Genomic DNA, 17,047 nt, shown 5'->3' on the forward strand with positions numbered 1-17,047 from the left:
CATAATGAATTTAAAAGATAAATCAGTCTTAATCACTGGCGGTACTGGATCTTTAGGAAAAGCTTTGACAAAATATATCCTCGATAATCACAAAGACATAAAGAAGCTTATTATATTTTCTAGAGACGAACAAAAACAGTTTTTGATGGCTCAAGAATTTCCTTCAAATCAATTTCCTCAAATGCGTTTTTTAATTGGCGATGTAAGAGACAGAGAACGTTTAAAAAGAGCATTTAAAGACGTAGATTATGTTATACATCTTCTTGCTATGAAGCATGTGCATCTGGCTGAATACAACCCTGATGAGTGTATTAAGACAAATATTGGTGGAGCAGAAAACGTAATTCACGCGACCTTAGAAACTGATGTAAAAAGAGTTGTCGCATTATCTACAGATAAAGCTTGTGCACCAATAAATCTTTACGGTGCCACAAAACTAACTTCAGACAAACTCTTTGTCGCGACCAATAACATCACGGGTTGGAACCCTATAAAATTTTCAGTTGTTAGATACGGAAATGTGATGGGAAGCAACGGCTCTGTTATCCCATTTTTTCTTAAGAAAAGAAAAGATGGTATATTGCCCATTACAGATCCAAATATGACGCGTTTTAACATCTCTATCCTTGATGGTGTTAAAATGGTGATGCATGCTTTAGAAAAAGCTTGGGGAGGTGAAATATTTATTCCAAAAATACCATCATATAAGATAATGGACGTAGCCAAAGCCATTGGTCCTGATTGCGATTATCCTATTGTTGGTATTAGACCAGGAGAGAAAATACACGAAGAAATGATTACATCTTCAGACTCTTATTTTACCTATGATTTGGGTAAATATTATGTTATACTTCCTCCAAAATCAAAATGGAAAATAGAAGAGTTTATTAACACTTTCAACGCCAAAAAAGTGCCTGAAGGCTTTAATTACAATTCTTATGAAAACACAGAATGGGAAACAGTAGAAAATTTGAGAAACCTTATTAAATCAAACAAAATAAAAGCTTGTTAAGCTAAATTTTGAAAACTATCTTTTATATTGAAAAATTTAAAAAACAAAACAATCCCTTATGGTCGTCAAAACATAACAGACGAAGATATCAATGCAGTTGTTGAGATATTAAAGTCAGATTATTTAACGCAAGGACTAAAAATTCAAGAGTTTGAAAATGCTTTTGCTAATTATGTAGGCTCTCAATATGCCGTAGCGGTATCAAACGGAACAGCGACACTACACTTAAATAGCATTGCACTAGGAGTAAAACCTGGAGATAAAGTGATTACAACTCCTATTACATTTGTAGCATCAGCCAATTGTGTAAGATATTGTGGTGGCGAGATCATCTTTGCAGATATAGACCCTAAAACTTATCTACTTGACATTAATGCGGTTAGGAAAATACTTGAAGCCGATACTAAAAAAGAGATAAAAGGTATTATACCCGTTGATTTTGCTGGGCGAGCAGTCGATTTAGAAGCTTTTAGGCAATTGGCTGATGAATTTGATTGTTGGATAATAGAAGACTCTTGCCATTCACGAGGCGGATTTTTTATTGATAGTCAAGGTGAAAAGCAACATTGTGGTAATGGTAAATTTGCTGATTTAGCTATTTTTTCATTTCATCCCGTAAAACATATTGCGACAGGCGAAGGTGGAATGATTACCACAAATAATGAAGATTTATATAAGCATTTAATCAATTTAAGAACTCACGGCATTCAACAAGATTTTTCTAAGCGAATTTTTGATGATTCTTTATGGTACTATGAAATGCAAGAATTAGGGTACAATTATAGATTAACAGATATCCAGTCTGCACTTGGATATAGCCAACTCAAAAGAGCAGATCAAGGCTTAGCTAAAAGACGTGAATTAGCTAAAACTTATCAAAAAGCTTTTATTAATAAAACCTATATCAAAGGTCAATCTGGAGTGGTTGAAGGTCACGCTTATCATTTATATATAATAGAAGTTGAGAAAAGAAAAGAGCTGCATAAATACTTAAGAGATCAAAATATTTTTGCTCAAATCCACTATATTCCATGCCATTTGATGCCTTATTACAGAGACCTAGGTTGGAGTGAAGGCGATTTGCCTATGGCTGAAAACTATTATAAGCATTGTATAAGTTTACCGATGTTCCCTACATTGACAACAGAAGAGCAAACATTTGTCATTGAAACTATTGAAAGCTTTTTTAAATGAATAAACATGAAAAAATAGCAATAGGAACTGTTCAGTTTGGAATTGACTATGGAATTTCAAATAATAACGGAAAAACACCTTTTGAAGAAGTTTCAAAAATTCTTAATTTAGCTCATCAAGAAGGAATTAATACACTCGATACTGCTTTTGGTTATGGTGAGTCTGAATCTGTATTAGGTAAGCTAAACCAGAATAGATTTAAAATCATAACTAAATTTCTTCCTGAGAAACAAGGCGGTAAAATTCAACACCAGTTTGATACATCCTTAAAACAACTGAAATTAGATAATATTTATGGTTATTTAGCTCATAGACCACTTGATGTTATAGAGAATAATGACATTTGGTATTATTTATTACACCTAAAAAAAACCAAGAAGGTTGAAAAAATAGGCTTTTCATTTAATGAACCAGAAGAATATTTTCTTTTAAAAGAAAAAGAAATTATGCCTGATTTAGTTCAAGTTCCTTTCAATTATTTTGATAATAGATTTAAAGAGGTTATGGAAGATTTAAAAAAGAATGACTGCGAAATCCATACAAGGTCTACTTTTTTACAAGGTCTTTTTTTTATGAATCCAAGGGATTTATCTCATCATTTTTCAGATGCTATACCTTTTATTTCAAAACTACAAGAACAGTTTCAATCCAATCTTGCAGGAGCTTTATTAAAATATGTACTCTCATTCGATTTAATTGACAAAGTTATACTAGGTGTGCAAAACAGTCAGCAACTTTTACATAATATAGAATCATTAGAAAGTGCTAAAGAACTTAAACATTTTTCAGTAAAAATAAGCGATTCAATATTACAGCCATCCAAATGGAAATTTTGATATGATTTACACCTTCGATTTAACAGAAAAAGTTGTGCTCATAACAGGGGGTTATGGTCATTTAGGAAAAGCTATTACAAATAGTCTTCTTTATCATAACGCAATAGTTATTGTTTTAGGCAGGAGTGCTGAAAAATTTGAAAATGCTTTTTCTGATAATAAAAACCTGTATTTTGTCCATTGTGATATATCTTCTACCGAATCTATAAAAAAAGCATTTACGCACGTTTTTGATCAATTTAATCGTCTCGATGTATTGATAAATAATGCTTTATATAGTAAAGGTCAATCCCCTGAAAACATGACCGATGAGGAATGGAAATATGGTATAGATGGATCTTTAAATAGTGTTTTTAGATCTATTAGAGAAGTCATTCCATTTATGAAAAAACAGAAGTATGGAAAAATTATAAATGTGTCTTCCATGTATGGTATGACAGCTCCGCAGTTTGAAGTTTACGATGGTTTTCCACAATTCCTTAATCCTCCTCATTATGGAGTCGCAAAAGCTGGGATTATTCAGCTCACTAAATATTATGCATCTTACTTAGGAAATTTAGGACTACTCGTAAATTCTGTAACTCCAGGGCCTTTTCCTTCAAAAAATGTACAAAAGAGTGAAAAGTTCATAAATGATTTAGCAAAAAAAACGTGTTTGAATCGTGTAGGAAAACCAGAAGATTTAGCTGGCACTTTTGTGTTCTTGTCATCAGATGCTTCAGATTTTATAACAGGTCAAAATATAATTGTAGATGGTGGCTGGACAGCAAAATAAAATAGTAGTTATTATACAAACTAGAATGAAATCTACCCGTCTGCCAGGAAAGATTTTGATGCCAATGCCTATAACTGGTGAAGATTCTATATTAGAATGTATTATCAATCAATTGAAAGAGTCTCAATTTGAAGTAGATATATTTATAGCTACTTCTGTAAATCCAGAGAACGATGAACTTGAAATTATAGCAAAAAAGAATTCTGTTAAAATATTTAGAGGTTCTGAAAATGATGTTTTAAGTAGATTTATTAATATTTTAGAATCCAAAGATTATGATACAGCTGTAAGAGTTACAGCAGACAATCCTATACTTGATTATAAGATTTTAGATAATGCTATTGAGGAACATTTAAGTTCTAAGACTGATTATTCCATTACAAAGGGATTGCCATTAGGGATGAATTTTGAATTATTTAAATCTCGATCTTTACTCAAATTAAAAAAATTGAAGTTAACTACACAGGACAAAGAGCATGTGACCCTCAAGCTTCGACAAGACAATTCATTTAAAATTAACGAAATTAAGTTCGTTTGTTTTGAAAATGAATCTTTAAGGCTTACGGTAGATTATCCAGAAGATTATTTAGTAATATCAACTATCTATCAGATTGCTTTACATCATAAACTTAATGTAGGTTTAGATCTTATTAAATTTATTGAAAAAGAATATCCCTGGTTACTGAAGATTAACGCTAAAAAAACACAAAAAAAAGTTTATAATGATTTAGATGAAGAATTAAAAGATGTAATTCCAATTTTAAGTGATTTAAATTTTAAAAAAACGGCGAGTCTTTTAAAAAAAGGTAATTTAAAATGAAATATCAGCAATTAAATCAGCAAGAATTTTCAAATGGTGAGTTTAAACTTATCCCTATCCGTTTTGAAGACCGTTATAAAATTATGCAATGGCGCAATGAACAAATGTATCACCTTCGACAAGCCGAACCTTTAACCAAGGAAAAACAGGATGCTTATTTTAAAAATGTAGTCGCAAAATTATTTAACCAAGACCAACCTGACCAAATTCTATTTTCATATTTAGAAAACGACAAATGCATCGGTTACGGCGGATTGGTTCATATCAATTGGATTGATGAAAATGCAGAGATTTCATTTATTATAGCTACTGAACTTGAAGAAGAACATTTTCACTTTCATTGGAAAACCTATTTAGAACTAATTGAACAAGTGGCTTTTAAAGATTTAGGGTTGCATAAGGTTTATACTTACGCTTTTGATATTAGACCACATCTTTATGAAGCCATTGAAGCTTTAAAATTTAAGAAAGAAGCTGTATTTGTAAATCATAGCAGGTTTGGTAATAAGTTTGTAGATGTTGTTATACATTCTAAATTTAATCCTTACTTTTTAAGAGAAATAATACAAGAAGACGTCAAGGTAATTTATAATTGGGTAAATGATTCTACTACTAGACAGAATTCTTTCAATTCTAATGAGATTAATTTTGAAGACCATATAAATTGGTTTAAATCCAGATTGAACAATCCCAATTCAGATTATTATATGTGTTATTATAAAGAGATTAAATCAGGAATTATAAGGTTTGATATTGAAGATAATACCTCTACAATAGGAATCAACATCTCACCTAAGCAGAGAGGTAAGGGTTTATCTAGTGTATTTTTGAACTTATCTATAAAATCTCATTTAAAAAAGCATAGTAACCAGACTATTCTAGCTTATATAAAACCTGAAAATGAAGCTTCAATAAGAACTTTTAAAAAAGCAGGGTTTAGTTTTTTTACTGAAAAAGAAGTCAATAACAAAGCGACCTTATTATTTAAATATTAGTGATATGAATTCAGATAAAGTTTTTATTATAGCAGAGTTGTCTGCCAATCACGGTGGCAATATAGAAACTGCTATAGAAACGATAAAAGCCGCAAAAGACACTGGAGCAGACGCCATAAAATTTCAGACCTATACAGCGGACACCATCACTTTAGATTCTGACAAGAATGATTTTATTATTTCTGGCGGCACAATCTGGGATGGTAATAAATTGTATAACTTATATAAGAAAGCATTTTTACCCTGGGAATGGCATCAAGAGCTATTTAAAGTCGCCAAAGAAGAGGGTTTGATTTGTTTTTCGTCACCTTTTGATAAAACCGCTGTCGATTTTTTAGAAGATTTAAATACACCTATTTATAAAATTGCCTCATTTGAAATCACTGATATTCCTTTAATTGAATATACAGCCAGCAAAGGAAAACCCATGATCATTTCTACGGGCATTGCAGAGTATGATGATATTAAACTTGCAGTTGAAACTTGTAGAAAAGTAGGCAACAATGATATTACAATCCTAAAATGTACGTCTTCATATCCTGCACCTATAGACGAAGCCAACTTAGTTATGATGCAACAATACGCCAAAGATTTTGATGTTAAAGTAGGTCTGAGCGATCATACTTTAGGCACTACTGTACCAGTAGTTGCAACAGCATTAGGAGCTTCAGTCATTGAAAAACATTTTATTTTAGATAGAAGCATAGGTGGTCCTGATGCTTCATTTTCACTCGACAAAGCGCAATTTACGACTATGGTCAAAGCAGTTAGAGAAGCGGAAAAAGCTTTAGGGAAAGTGAGCTACAACCTGACAGAGAAACAAAAATCTGGCAAACAATTTTCACGTAGTCTTTATGTCGCTGAAGATATTAAAGCAGGCGAAATCATAACAGAAAAAAATGTGCGTAGTGTAAGACCTGGATTCGGAATGCACCCTAAACACCTTGCACGTATTTTAGGAAAAACAGTGAGCAAAACCCTTTCAAAAGGTGATAGAATTCAAGAAGATCATATTTCAAAATAATGATAAAACCACTTTTAGACAAAGTAAAGTCAATCATAGTCGATAAGGATTTTTCAGAAATTCTGTCTAAGAGTTTTTATTATATTTTGTTTAGAGTTGGTGGTACTATCTTTGGTTATGTTTTTTCTGTTTTTATTACTCAAACTTATGGGGCTAACATTTACGGTATAGTTGCACTTTGTTTTTCTTTTTTTCTATTCATAGGCGTTTTTGGTCGATTAGGTATTGACACCAATATTGTAAAAGTATTTTCAAAACCTGAATATAGGTCTGATGTTGGCTTATTTTATAAAGCAGTGTCAAAATCGTTTTTGGTCAGTTTACTCATTTGTTTTATTGTCTATGTTTTTGGTGAAGAAATTGTGGTGGATTTGCTTGTAGAACCAAAACCAGAGATTTTACCCTATTTACCTTGGGTTTTGTTTTCTGTCCCGTTGTGGTCTATAGTTTTAATTTCGGCGAGTTTTTTTAGAGCTCGAAGCCGCAATAATATTTTTGCCTTTTTCAACAATCCTGGTCGCTTTTTGCTCAGTCTTTTCTTCTTGTTGGTTTTATATTTTTTCGTAGATAAAGACCCCATAATTACCGTTCAATCTCACTTTTTTGGTATTTTAGTCTTAGCTTTAATCAGTTTGTTTTTAGTTTATAGAGATTTCAATGGCATAAAGCTAAAGCACAAATCACATTATTGGGGGTTTTTAAAAGATGCGTTTCCTATGATGCTGGCATCTTCTGCCATTATCATTTTATCATCAACGGATACATTTTTAATGGGCGTTTTTGAAACTACTGAAAATGTAGGGATATACAATATTGCTTTAAAAATATCTACTTTATCTATTTTTTTCCTTCAGGCTATCAGCTCTATTTTAGCACCAAAAATAGCAAAAGCTTATGCTGAAAATGACATTGAAAATTTTAATAAAATTGTAAAGTTTTCAACCAAAATCAATTTTTATTTAAGCTCAAGTTTAATAGCAGTTATTATAATTTTTAGAAAATTTCTACTCAATTTGTTTGGCGAACAGTTTGTAGAAGGAGAAGTTATTTTGATTATACTTTGTGCAGGTCAAATCATTAATGCATTTACTGGACCAGTTGGTGTGGTAATGCAGATGATAGGTAAGCAAAAAGTCTTTAGAAACATAGTTATCATTGCATTGATTTTAAATATTATTTTAACCATAACCCTTATCCCGATTTATGGTGGTATTGGAGCGACTATTTCAACATCTATAAGTATGTTTGTTTGGAATATTTCTTCTTCAGCCTATCTTCGCTTAAGAAAGGGTATTAAATCTCACTTTACACTCTAAAATATTATGGTTGAAGTATATTTTGGTCTAACCGATAAACATATAGAAAACTTTGAGTGTATTATTCAAGCTGAAATTCATCAAAAGCATACTCAAAAAATACTAATAACAGATAATAAAAACTACAGCCCAAAAATATGGGCAAAAGTGATAAAATCGGACGCTTATTTCTTGCAAAAAGGAACCAATTTTTTTCATAACTTTTATTTTATGATAAAAAAAATCAAGGCGTATAGAAAAATTATTAATCAACTTAAACCATATAAAAAAGAAGAAAAAGTTAGAATATATTTAGCTTACATTGAAGATATTTTATCAAACTATCTTTTTTTTAATTTTCACAAAAATGCAGAAGTTATAGTTGTTGAAGACGGCGTATTGAACTACTACAACCACAGCTTTAAAAACATAAGTAAAACCAGATTTTATACAAAAAAAATATTGTCTCAGATTTTTGGAATCCCTTTTAAAAAATACCAAGGGCATTCGTCAGGTATAGAATATGATAAATCTACTATGCAATATTTGTCATTTCCCGAAAAAGCTTTTATTCCTAAAAGAGTTCATAAATTACCAACACAAACAGAAACCATTTATCATTTTAAAAACAACCTATATATCTTAGGTCAAGAAAATTTAATTCAAATCTTTGGTTTTAATGAATATAAAAAAACTTTTTTTAATTTCATTGACGAGCTAAAAGAAAAAGAACAATCATTCCAGGTTGATAGAGTTTACTATAAACCAAGACATCAATACTTAGATTTTGAACTAGCTTATTTGCAAAATGCTTTTGGGGAAAATAGAGTTCAAATTTTAGATAATGATTTATTAGCAGAAGAAGATTATTTTAAAAACATTCAGTCAAAATATATTGCAAGTATGATATCTAGTGCATTGCTAACAATATATTCAAGATGCGATGAAGGTTCAAAATCAAAATTAAAAATTATCTTTAAGCCTATTATAAACAATGAAATATCTCGTCTTTTTGAACATTTAAATTTTATAAAACTAAGCGGATAAATGGATATCTATCAAATTATCAATTATTTTTCATTTCTGCGTATTTGCTGATTTGCATATACTTTGTAAGGAAAGCTTTTGCGTTTAGTTTTATATATGGTTTAATTATTTTTCAGTCTTTAACCATTTTACCTTCTCTAATATACATAGAATCTGGTATTTATATCAACGAGCAAGGCAGAAATAGTTACTTTAGTTGGGCTACGGTTATAACCTGTTTTTACTTCATTATAACTCTTTTGACGCTTTATTTAAGTCATAAGTCTTTAGATAAATATGACTTTAGAACATTTATATTTAAATATAAAGGGAAAAACGCTGAAAGTTTAATTTTAAAGGCAAGCACTATTATAGTGCTTTCAATATTACTTTTTAATGCGGCACTTTCTCCACTTCCACTGTTTGATATGTCACTGTCAAGATTTACATATTGGTCAAACTCTAGGTTTCCTTTCCTTAATACTTTATTTGGTAATACTGCAACATTTATTCCTTTCATACTCGGCATATTGGTTTTAAAGAACAAGAGGTTTTCAACCATTATGTTACTGATATATTTTTTCTATAATTTTTTAATTGGTCAAAAATTCTCACCTATTCTTAATGGCAGTTTCAGTTTCTTCCTGCCTATTGTTATTATGAACAGAAACAAGGTTAAGCAATTTTTAAAGAAAAGATTACTTAGTATAATTGTGATATTGTCTATTTCAACTTTTGTGATATACCAAGTTATCTACACTAGATACGAAGCTAGAGTTCCCTTTGCTAATATTAAAATTTATGATCCAGACGAAGCTATTTTTTATAGAATTTTCGGTCTTCAAGGTCACTTGATGTGGGGTTCAACAGAACGTTTTGTATTTGATGATACCGAAAGATCTTATAATCCTACAGATTTACTTTATGGCATGCCCAATATGATGAGTGAATTTGCTGATAGTAAAGAAGTTCTAGAAAACAACGCTGATAGTGGCTTTAATTTTACCAATGCTTATCCTGGGATTTTGTTTAAAATTTTTCCTGTTCTCATTGCACTGTTGACTCATATTTTTTTAACTATTGTACTTTTAGGTTTTGCAGGTTGGGTTTTAAGAAAATTTATTGAAAGAAATGCAAAAATTCTAGCGGTTATAACCTTTCAGTTTTATATATGGTTGCTTTATGCTTTTACTATGGGATATTTTTATAAAGTTTTTTTTATGGCCATTTTCCTGATCTTGTATTTTGCATTCTTAAACATCATTAAAAAAAGACAGCTAAATTGAACGCTATTATAAGTTTTTTGAAAATTCATAAAATAGAAGATTATATCTTTTATCTCTGTATTTTGCTTTTGCCCCTAAACGATGCATTAGTGGTGATTTCGTTTGGTGTTTTTTTGTTTGCTGGAATAGTTTTAAACTTTAAAAAGAAAGATAAAAACTCATCTGTTCTTGTTATTACTTTACTTTTTTTTGTGAGTTTAATCAGCCTGTCTTACACCTGTAATGTTGAAGAAAGCCTGCAAAAGGTATTTAAAAATTTGGCACTAATTCTCGTTCCTTTAGGATTTTACTTCAATAAAATCAGCCCAAAGGCTTTAAGAACTGGCAAGTTTTTGTTCTTGATATCTTGGGTTGTATTTTGCTTAACTTCACTATTTAAGCTGTTGATTTATTGGTTTAAATATCCTGAGCAAAGGCATTTCTATAATTTCTTTCAGGCGTCCATGCTCCATAACTATATGCCACAAGATGCGATGTATATTTGTACGGCATTAATTTTTATGCTGTTTAGTTTTAACCAATGGAATAAATATCTGCGTGTAGGGATAAGTATTCTGTTTTTTTCTGTCTTGCTTTTGTTTAGTGTAAGACTTGGTATTCTTCAGTTTGCATGTATAATTTTAGTTTATCTTATTATGAATAGAAAGAGGCTGATTAATTTAAAAAACACAGTCGCTTTTATATTAGTTTTAATTTTAGGCTCTGTATTAATAAGTTCTAATAAATATACAAAAGACAAAATATTCAGCACATTACATTCTATGAACATAGACATTGGAAAAGATAATGTTACAGAAATTGCTACTGATTACCATCAAATAAATTTTAGACTTAAGCTCTGGTAAAAGCGACAATAGATTTAATTAAAGAAAGGCCTTTTTTAGGCTATGGTGCAGGCACTGAAAAAGACTTGATCCATAGAGAATTGAAATCACGTGATTTAGACCTTCACAAAGTTCACGCTCATAATCAGTTTTTGTCTGTTACATTTCAATATGGAATACTTGGCTTAAGTGTCTTTTTGTTTATACTTGTTTCTATATTTTTAAAAGCTATCCGTCATTTAGAATATACTTTAATATTTTTTCTGATTATAACTTCTATGCTAACTGATAGTTATTTAGATGTTCAGCAAGGCTTATTTTATTTTGCACTGTTTGGCTCGCTAATTCTAAGTTATAGGATAGAAAAGAAAGTTAATAATTCTCAATGAGAATGTTTTGAATATATCTCAATTAACCCCCTAAAATTCTTATCCCGATCAAACTTCTCATAAGCCAGTTTTTGAGATTGTTCTGCAAAGGTTTTGAGCAATTCAGGTTCAGATTGTAATTGATTGATGGCATTTTCAAACTCCTCTAAATTACCACACAAAAAACCATTGTGTTGATGAGAAACCGCATCTTTATTACCAACCACATTTGTAGCCAAAATAGGCTTCTGCAAAGCTATAGCTTCAATAATAGTAAAAGGCAAACCTTCCCAGAGCGAAGTTTGCATATAGACATCGTGTGTGGCTAATTGTTTTAATGCACTTTCGCGGTCTAACCATCCTGTGATTTCAATATTTGATGCCGTGAGTAAATGCCGCAACTCACCTTCGCCAATCCAAACAAATTTTAGATCAGGAAATTTCTCAGCAACAGCATTAAACAATTTCGGGTTTTTTTGTGCACTTATTCTTCCTAAAGTCACAATACTTTTAAGATTTGAGTTTGAACTGACATTTATGTTTTCAAGTTCAGATAAATTAATGCCGTTTCTCACCATTTTAGACTTTCCAAAGGCTTTTGCATACTCGTATTCCGTGTCTCCACAAGCTATGGTTGTGCCACCATAAATTTTGGGTATCCAACGTTCTATCAGTTTAAACAGCTTTTGCTTAAGCGGAGAAATATCTTCTCTTAAAAACGCATAACCATTTGGCGTGTAATAGACTCTTGCTGTAGGCTAAGATTTTCTTGCTATTCGCCCCAAAACTCCTGCTTTTGATGAGTGTAAATGAATGACATCGGGTTTTATTTGTTTTATGGCTTTTTTAAGGTGTTGCAAACTTTTGTAATCTTTCAAAAAAGAAACTTCTCTTTGCATGGGAAGCACTACTAATTTTGTGTCAGGCGAAAAATCTTTTTTAAAATTAAGTTGATCCGTGCCTTCGCGGTTTGGACTATAAATAATATGCGTTTCAATATTTGAATTTTGGGCTGTAAAAGCACAAATAGATTGAATGTAAGTATAAACTCCTGTGACAAAAGTTTCAGAAATGTGTAATACTTTAATTTTTTTCATTTAGAGCAAAAATAATCATATTTTTGTCCCTAAGGTTTTAATCTATTAAACTTCTATCATCAAATTTTTACTTTTCTATTTTAAAATAAAATTTATATGAAAATCACAATCATTGGAACTGGCTACGTCGGTCTCGTTACAGGTAGCTGTCTCGCCGAAACAGGCAACGACGTTTTATGTATAGATATAGATAAAGACAAGGTCGAAAAAATGCAAAACGGTATTGTGCCTATTTACGAACCTCATCTTGATGTGTTGTTTGAACGCAATATCGATGCTGGACGCTTGACCTTTTCAACAAACCTTCATCAAGGTCTTGACTTTGGAGAAGTTATATTCTTGGCTCTACCAACGCCTGAAGACGAAGACGGCTCAGCAGATTTAAAATACGTTCTCGGTGTTGCCAAAGAAATTGGAGAATACATCACCTCTTACAAAGTCATTGTTGATAAAAGCACAGTTCCTGTTGGCACCGCTGAAAAAGTTAAGGAAACCATAGCCGAAAATGCTAAAACTGATTTTGACGTGGTCTCAAATCCCGAGTTTTTGAGAGAGGGTTTTGCCGTAGATGACTTTTTAAAACCAGAACGCATTGTGATAGGAACAAGTAGCGATAGAGCCAAAAATATTATGCAAAGGCTTTACAATCCCTTTGTCCGTTCTGGCAATCCCATTATCATAATGGATGAAAAATCAGCCGAACTCACCAAATATGCGACAAATTCTTTTCTCGCCACTAAGATTACTTTTATGAATGAAATCGCTAACTATTGTCAAAAAGTTGGTGCAGATGTTGACAAAGTTCGTCTTGGTATGGGAACAGACTCAAGGATTGGCAAACGCTTTTTGTTTCCTGGTATTGGCTATGGCGGCTCTTGTTTCCCGAAAGATGTCAAAGCTTTACACAAATCGGGTAATGATATCAATCACCATTTCAAAATTTTGGAAGCGGTTGTCGATATTAATGAAAATCAAAAAACAATACTCTTTCCTGAAATATTAGAGTATTTTAAAAACGATTTAAACGATAAAACCATTGGCATTTGGGGCTTAGCTTTCAAGCCTGAAACCGACGACATTAGAGAAGCACCAGCTTTATATATGATTGACAAACTCTTAGAAGCTGGAGCAAAAATCAAGGTCTTTGACCCTGAAGCGATGGACAATGTCAAAGCAAAATATGGCGACAAATTATATTATGCTAATGATATGTATGAAACTTCAAAAGATGTTGACGCGCTTTTAATTTGCACGGAATGGAGCATTTTTAGAACACCAGATTTTGAAAAACTCAGACAACTGATGAACAACCACGTCATTTTTGATGGTCGTAATTTGTATGATATTGAAGAAATAAAAACTCAAAAATTCAGTTATCGTTCTGTTGGCAGGCAATTTATTTAAAAAAAACTATGATGAAAAGAGTTCTTATTACAGGTGCCGCTGGTTTTCTTGGGTCTCACCTTTGCGATAGGTTTATAAATGAAGGCTACAAAGTAGTCGGGATGGACAACCTCATCAACGGCGATATGAAAAATATCAGCCATTTGTTTAAGAATGAGCATTTTGAATTTTATCATCACGATGTTTCAAAGTTTGTGCACGTTGCCGGAGAGCTCGATTACATTTTGCATTTTGCATCGCCAGCCAGCCCAATCGATTATCTCAAAATTCCCATTCAAACCCTTAAAGTTGGATCTTTAGGAACCCACAATCTGCTGGGTTTAGCTAAAGCCAAAGACGCCAGAATACTTATTGCCAGCACTTCTGAAATTTATGGCGATCCTTTGGTTCATCCTCAAAAAGAAGATTACTACGGCAATGTCAATAGTATTGGCCTACGTGGCGTTTACGACGAAGCTAAACGCTTTCAAGAAGCCATAACAATGGCTTACCACAGGTTTCACGGCTTAGAAACTCGAATTGTAAGAATATTTAATACCTATGGGCTAAGAATGCGCCTCAACGACGGCAGAGTGATTCCTGCATTCATCGGTCAAGCCTTGAGAGGCGAAGATTTAACCGTGTTTGGCGACGGTTCTCAAACCCGATCATTTTGCTATGTTGACGACCAAGTAGATGGCATTTTTAGACTTTTACACTCAGACTATTCAAAACCTGTAAACATTGGTAACCCAAACGAAATTAGCATTCTCGACTTTGCTCAAGAAATCATCAAACTCACAGGAACCAACCAAAAAATCATCTTTAAACCTTTACCCAAAGATGACCCTATGCAACGCCAACCTGATATATCTTTAGCTAAAGAAAAATTAAACTGGTCACCAAAAGTCGATAGAGCCGAAGGGATGAAAACTACCTATAACTATTTTAAAAGCTTATCAAAAGAAGAACTACATGCCAGTGAGCATAAAGATTTTTCAAAACACAATCAAAGGTAATTTATGAGAAAAAGATGGCGCTACATCGGATATCTTAGACCTATTATTTATGTAATTGATATTTCTGTTATAAGCATACTTGCCATTTGGTTATTAAGTTTAAGTCTTAACGAAGCCATCTCTTTTGTTTTATTTCATAGCATAGCTTGGTTAATATTGTCGCTAAAAACCAACTACTACGAAGTTTATAGATTTACCAAAATTGTTAAAATACTCTCTCTTGCCTTTGAACAATTTTTTCTGTTTACCCTTATTGTTTGCTCTTATTTTGCGATTTATAAAGGCTTTGAACTTGAAGTTGCATTAGTTTTTCAATATTTAATTTTAAGCTTTTCTATCATACTTAGCTTTAAGCTTTTAGTCAATTATCTACTTAAACATTATAGAAAATTTTATAAAGGAAATTTAAGAAAAACCATCATAATTGGAGACAATTTAAGAACACACCAACTCAAAACTTTTTTTAATGAAAACCCTGAATTTGGATACCAATTTTTAAAAATGTTTTGTACAAAAAAAAATGATAAATTTTTAGATCATTGTTTTCATTATATAATTGAAAATAACGTTGACGAAATTTATTGTTCTATGGCAGAACTCACACAAAAACAAATTAACACCATAGTTCATTTTGCAGACAACAACCTTATTGTGTTAAAGTTTCTACCTGACACAAAAGACATATATGCCAAACAACTCAAAGTTGATTATTATGGCTTTTTACCCATATTATCTCTAAGAAGCATTCCTATAGAAGAACCTTTCAATAAATTTGTCAAACGGTCTTTTGATTTTATTTTTTCACTTGCTGTTGTGATTTTTATATTATCATGGCTTACACCTCTAATAGCACTACTCATTAGAATAGAATCTAAAGGTCCTGTGTTTTTTAAACAAAAACGCAATGGTTTAAACTACAAAGAATTCGTCTGTTTTAAGTTCAGATCAATGCGACCTAATACTGAAATTGAAACATCTTGGGTCAAACCCAATGATAACAGAGTAACAAAAATCGGTAAATTTATCAGAAAAACCAGCATAGACGAGTTGCCACAATTTTACAATGTCTTGCTCGGCGATATGTCTGTTGTTGGCCCAAGACCACATCCAGTTTCGCATACAGAAATGTTTGTGGGCAAAATCGATAAATTTATGGTGCGTCATTTCATAAAACCTGGCATTCTTGGTTTGGCCCAAGTCAGTGGCTATCGCGGTGAAATAGAAACCGACAAAGACATTATTAACCGCGTGAAATACGATATCTTCTATCTCGAAAACTGGTCGGTATTTTTGGATATTAAAATTGTTTTTATGACCATATTTAATGCTTTTAAAGGTGACAAAAAAGCTTATTGATGCAACACTTGATTTTCAAATTCCTTAAATTGTTTTTCTAAGTTAAAATACTTATTGGATATTTTAACTATTTTTTTGTTTTCAGGTAGTACTATTTCTTTTTTTATGATAAGATTAATCTTGTTTTCTAATGCTTTATAATCAATTTTTCTTTGACTAATACCAACCCCTAAGTTATCTACTAAATCCGCTCCTTCACCATCTGAGAAAAAAAGTATTGGTAAGCCTAACTTAGAATACTCAAATATTTTTGAAGGGACAGATCCATATATTCTGTTTTTTAAAGGTATAAGTGTAAGATCGAACTCAAGAAGGGCTTTATGAAGTTCTTCTCTTTTGAGGCTTCCGTGATAAAAAATATTTGGTTTAGTATTAGCTATTTTTTCAATTTCTTTTGCGTAAGGACTATCACCGTAAATATGGAATTCTGAAGTTTCAGGAAATTTCACCTTTTCACATATTTCAACAATCCCTTGTGCTATACCAATTAACCCAGCATAAACAATTTTTATTTTATTGTGTTCTGATTTTGGTTTAGCCTGAGGGATTTCAAATTGAGGAAAATTTCTGTAAAGAAATAGTTTTTTATTATCCTTATTTACAATTTGATTGACATGTTCTAATATTTCTAATGATTGTCCTAGTATAATATCAGATGATTTATAAATATATAATTCCATCTTTTCAAGAATGCTATAGTAACTTCCTTTTTTTAATATACCCATTTCAAGTCCAGC

19 protein-coding genes are annotated in these 17,047 nt (G+C 31.7%); 15 read left to right on the plus strand and 4 right to left on the minus strand.

Annotated features, from left to right (window positions below; genetic code table 11):
* Positions 1-4: 4 nt before the first annotated feature.
* The 9 genes from pseB to IGB25_RS10675 are packed head-to-tail and all read left to right on the plus strand — an operon-like array spanning position 5 to position 8,998.
* The gene (gene pseB / locus IGB25_RS10635; RefSeq protein WP_211064992.1) at positions 5-1,012 is read left to right on the plus strand and encodes a UDP-N-acetylglucosamine 4,6-dehydratase (inverting); all 1,008 of its coding nucleotides are present in this window, start codon (positions 5-7) and stop codon (positions 1,010-1,012) included.
* 27 nt (positions 1,013-1,039) lie between these two features.
* Positions 1,040-2,206, plus strand: coding sequence for a UDP-4-amino-4,6-dideoxy-N-acetyl-beta-L-altrosamine transaminase (pseC, locus tag IGB25_RS10640; RefSeq protein WP_211064993.1), 1,167 nt, complete (start codon positions 1,040-1,042; stop codon positions 2,204-2,206).
* The gene (locus IGB25_RS10645) at positions 2,203-3,042 is read left to right on the plus strand and encodes an aldo/keto reductase (protein WP_211064994.1); all 840 of its coding nucleotides are present in this window, start codon (positions 2,203-2,205) and stop codon (positions 3,040-3,042) included. The genes pseC and IGB25_RS10645 overlap by 4 nt, the downstream gene beginning before the upstream one ends.
* A gap of 1 nt (position 3,043) precedes the next feature.
* Positions 3,044-3,817: an SDR family oxidoreductase gene (locus IGB25_RS10650; protein WP_211064995.1), complete on the plus strand. Its 774-nt coding sequence runs from the start codon at positions 3,044-3,046 to the stop codon at positions 3,815-3,817.
* The gene (locus IGB25_RS10655) at positions 3,798-4,637 is read left to right on the plus strand and encodes a cytidylyltransferase domain-containing protein (RefSeq protein WP_211064996.1); all 840 of its coding nucleotides are present in this window, start codon (positions 3,798-3,800) and stop codon (positions 4,635-4,637) included. Before IGB25_RS10650 ends, IGB25_RS10655 begins: the two co-directional genes overlap by 20 nt.
* Positions 4,634-5,632 carry a GNAT family N-acetyltransferase gene (locus IGB25_RS10660; RefSeq protein WP_211064997.1) on the plus strand — a complete coding sequence of 333 codons (999 nt, stop codon included), beginning with the start codon at positions 4,634-4,636 and terminating at the stop codon, positions 5,630-5,632. Before IGB25_RS10655 ends, IGB25_RS10660 begins: the two co-directional genes overlap by 4 nt.
* A gap of 4 nt (positions 5,633-5,636) precedes the next feature.
* Complete coding sequence (gene pseI, locus IGB25_RS10665; RefSeq protein WP_211064998.1) at positions 5,637-6,656, plus strand: pseudaminic acid synthase; 1,020 nt, start codon at positions 5,637-5,639, stop codon at positions 6,654-6,656.
* Positions 6,656-7,972: a lipopolysaccharide biosynthesis protein gene (locus tag IGB25_RS10670; protein ID WP_211064999.1), complete on the plus strand. Its 1,317-nt coding sequence runs from the start codon at positions 6,656-6,658 to the stop codon at positions 7,970-7,972. The genes pseI and IGB25_RS10670 overlap by 1 nt, the downstream gene beginning before the upstream one ends.
* A 6-nt stretch (positions 7,973-7,978) precedes the next feature.
* Positions 7,979-8,998 carry a hypothetical protein gene (locus IGB25_RS10675; protein WP_211065000.1) on the plus strand — a complete coding sequence of 340 codons (1,020 nt, stop codon included), beginning with the start codon at positions 7,979-7,981 and terminating at the stop codon, positions 8,996-8,998.
* Positions 8,999-9,254: 256 nt separating this feature from the next.
* Here the strand turns inward: IGB25_RS10675 and IGB25_RS10680 are convergent, their stop codons facing one another.
* Positions 9,255-9,497, minus strand: coding sequence for a hypothetical protein (locus tag IGB25_RS10680; RefSeq protein WP_211065001.1), 243 nt, complete (start codon positions 9,495-9,497; stop codon positions 9,255-9,257).
* Positions 9,498-9,636: 139 nt separating this feature from the next.
* On the opposite strand from IGB25_RS10680, the gene IGB25_RS10685 reads away from it, so the two are divergent.
* The 3 genes from IGB25_RS10685 to IGB25_RS15660 are packed head-to-tail and all read left to right on the plus strand — an operon-like array spanning position 9,637 to position 11,476.
* Positions 9,637-10,263 (plus strand): DUF6418 domain-containing protein, encoded by a 627-nt coding sequence (locus IGB25_RS10685; protein WP_211065002.1) that lies wholly within the window; start codon positions 9,637-9,639, stop codon positions 10,261-10,263.
* A gap of 17 nt (positions 10,264-10,280) precedes the next feature.
* The gene (locus IGB25_RS10690; protein ID WP_211065003.1) at positions 10,281-11,108 is read left to right on the plus strand and encodes a hypothetical protein; all 828 of its coding nucleotides are present in this window, start codon (positions 10,281-10,283) and stop codon (positions 11,106-11,108) included.
* Between the two features lie 17 nt (positions 11,109-11,125).
* Positions 11,126-11,476 (plus strand): O-antigen ligase family protein, encoded by a 351-nt coding sequence (locus IGB25_RS15660; RefSeq protein ID WP_371815985.1) that lies wholly within the window; start codon positions 11,126-11,128, stop codon positions 11,474-11,476.
* Here the strand turns inward: IGB25_RS15660 and IGB25_RS14980 are convergent.
* Complete coding sequence (locus IGB25_RS14980) at positions 11,470-12,030, minus strand: glycosyltransferase (RefSeq protein ID WP_247653486.1); 561 nt, start codon at positions 12,028-12,030, stop codon at positions 11,470-11,472. The two genes, IGB25_RS15660 and IGB25_RS14980, sit on opposite strands and share 7 nt — an antisense overlap.
* Positions 12,031-12,213: 183 nt before the next feature.
* A complete protein-coding gene (locus IGB25_RS14985; RefSeq protein WP_247653487.1) occupies positions 12,214-12,552 on the minus strand; it encodes a glycosyltransferase in 339 nt (112 codons plus the stop codon).
* A 96-nt stretch (positions 12,553-12,648) separates the two neighbouring features.
* Between IGB25_RS14985 and IGB25_RS10705 the strand changes: the two genes are divergently transcribed.
* Genes IGB25_RS10705 through IGB25_RS10715 form a run of 3 tightly spaced genes read left to right on the plus strand, consistent with a single transcriptional unit; the run spans position 12,649 to position 16,310 of the window.
* The gene (locus tag IGB25_RS10705) at positions 12,649-13,956 is read left to right on the plus strand and encodes a UDP-glucose/GDP-mannose dehydrogenase family protein (protein ID WP_211065004.1); all 1,308 of its coding nucleotides are present in this window, start codon (positions 12,649-12,651) and stop codon (positions 13,954-13,956) included.
* 11 nt (positions 13,957-13,967) lie between these two features.
* A complete protein-coding gene (locus IGB25_RS10710; protein ID WP_211066901.1) occupies positions 13,968-14,954 on the plus strand; it encodes a UDP-glucuronic acid decarboxylase family protein in 987 nt (328 codons plus the stop codon).
* Between the two features lie 3 nt (positions 14,955-14,957).
* Positions 14,958-16,310, plus strand: a complete 1,353-nt coding sequence (locus tag IGB25_RS10715) for an exopolysaccharide biosynthesis polyprenyl glycosylphosphotransferase (protein WP_211065005.1) — start codon at positions 14,958-14,960, stop codon at positions 16,308-16,310.
* On the opposite strand, the gene IGB25_RS10720 is transcribed toward IGB25_RS10715, so the two are convergent.
* On the minus strand, positions 16,304-17,035 hold the full coding sequence (locus IGB25_RS10720) for a glycosyltransferase (protein ID WP_211065006.1): 732 nt from the start codon (positions 17,033-17,035) through the stop codon (positions 16,304-16,306). The genes IGB25_RS10715 and IGB25_RS10720 overlap by 7 nt on opposite strands.
* Positions 17,036-17,047 lie beyond the last annotated feature (12 nt).

Source organism: Flavobacterium sp. CS20, from assembly GCF_018080005.1.
GTDB lineage: Bacteria > Bacteroidota > Bacteroidia > Flavobacteriales > Flavobacteriaceae > Psychroflexus.

What these genes read in the sequence shown, in the direction of transcription:
- IGB25_RS10685 (WP_211065002.1), top strand. Translation starts at nt 9,637, where the DNA reads ATGAACAGAAACAAGGTTAAGCAATTTTTAAAGAAAAGATTACTTAGT.
- pseI (WP_211064998.1), top strand. Translation starts at nt 5,637, where the DNA reads ATGAATTCAGATAAAGTTTTTATTATAGCAGAGTTGTCTGCCAATCAC.
- IGB25_RS10670 (WP_211064999.1), top strand. Translation starts at nt 6,656, where the DNA reads ATGATAAAACCACTTTTAGACAAAGTAAAGTCAATCATAGTCGATAAG.
- IGB25_RS10675 (WP_211065000.1), top strand. Translation starts at nt 7,979, where the DNA reads ATGGTTGAAGTATATTTTGGTCTAACCGATAAACATATAGAAAACTTT.
- IGB25_RS14985 (WP_247653487.1), bottom strand. Translation starts at nt 12,552, where the DNA reads ATGAAAAAAATTAAAGTATTACACATTTCTGAAACTTTTGTCACAGGA.
- IGB25_RS10715 (WP_211065005.1), top strand. Translation starts at nt 14,958, where the DNA reads ATGAGAAAAAGATGGCGCTACATCGGATATCTTAGACCTATTATTTAT.
- IGB25_RS10645 (WP_211064994.1), top strand. Translation starts at nt 2,203, where the DNA reads ATGAATAAACATGAAAAAATAGCAATAGGAACTGTTCAGTTTGGAATT.
- pseB (WP_211064992.1), top strand. Translation starts at nt 5, where the DNA reads ATGAATTTAAAAGATAAATCAGTCTTAATCACTGGCGGTACTGGATCT.
- IGB25_RS10710 (WP_211066901.1), top strand. Translation starts at nt 13,968, where the DNA reads ATGAAAAGAGTTCTTATTACAGGTGCCGCTGGTTTTCTTGGGTCTCAC.
- IGB25_RS10660 (WP_211064997.1), top strand. Translation starts at nt 4,634, where the DNA reads ATGAAATATCAGCAATTAAATCAGCAAGAATTTTCAAATGGTGAGTTT.
- IGB25_RS10680 (WP_211065001.1), bottom strand. Translation starts at nt 9,497, where the DNA reads ATGAAAGGAATAAATGTTGCAGTATTACCAAATAAAGTATTAAGGAAA.
- IGB25_RS10720 (WP_211065006.1), bottom strand. Translation starts at nt 17,035, where the DNA reads ATGGGTATATTAAAAAAAGGAAGTTACTATAGCATTCTTGAAAAGATG.
- IGB25_RS10705 (WP_211065004.1), top strand. Translation starts at nt 12,649, where the DNA reads ATGAAAATCACAATCATTGGAACTGGCTACGTCGGTCTCGTTACAGGT.
- IGB25_RS10650 (WP_211064995.1), top strand. Translation starts at nt 3,044, where the DNA reads ATGATTTACACCTTCGATTTAACAGAAAAAGTTGTGCTCATAACAGGG.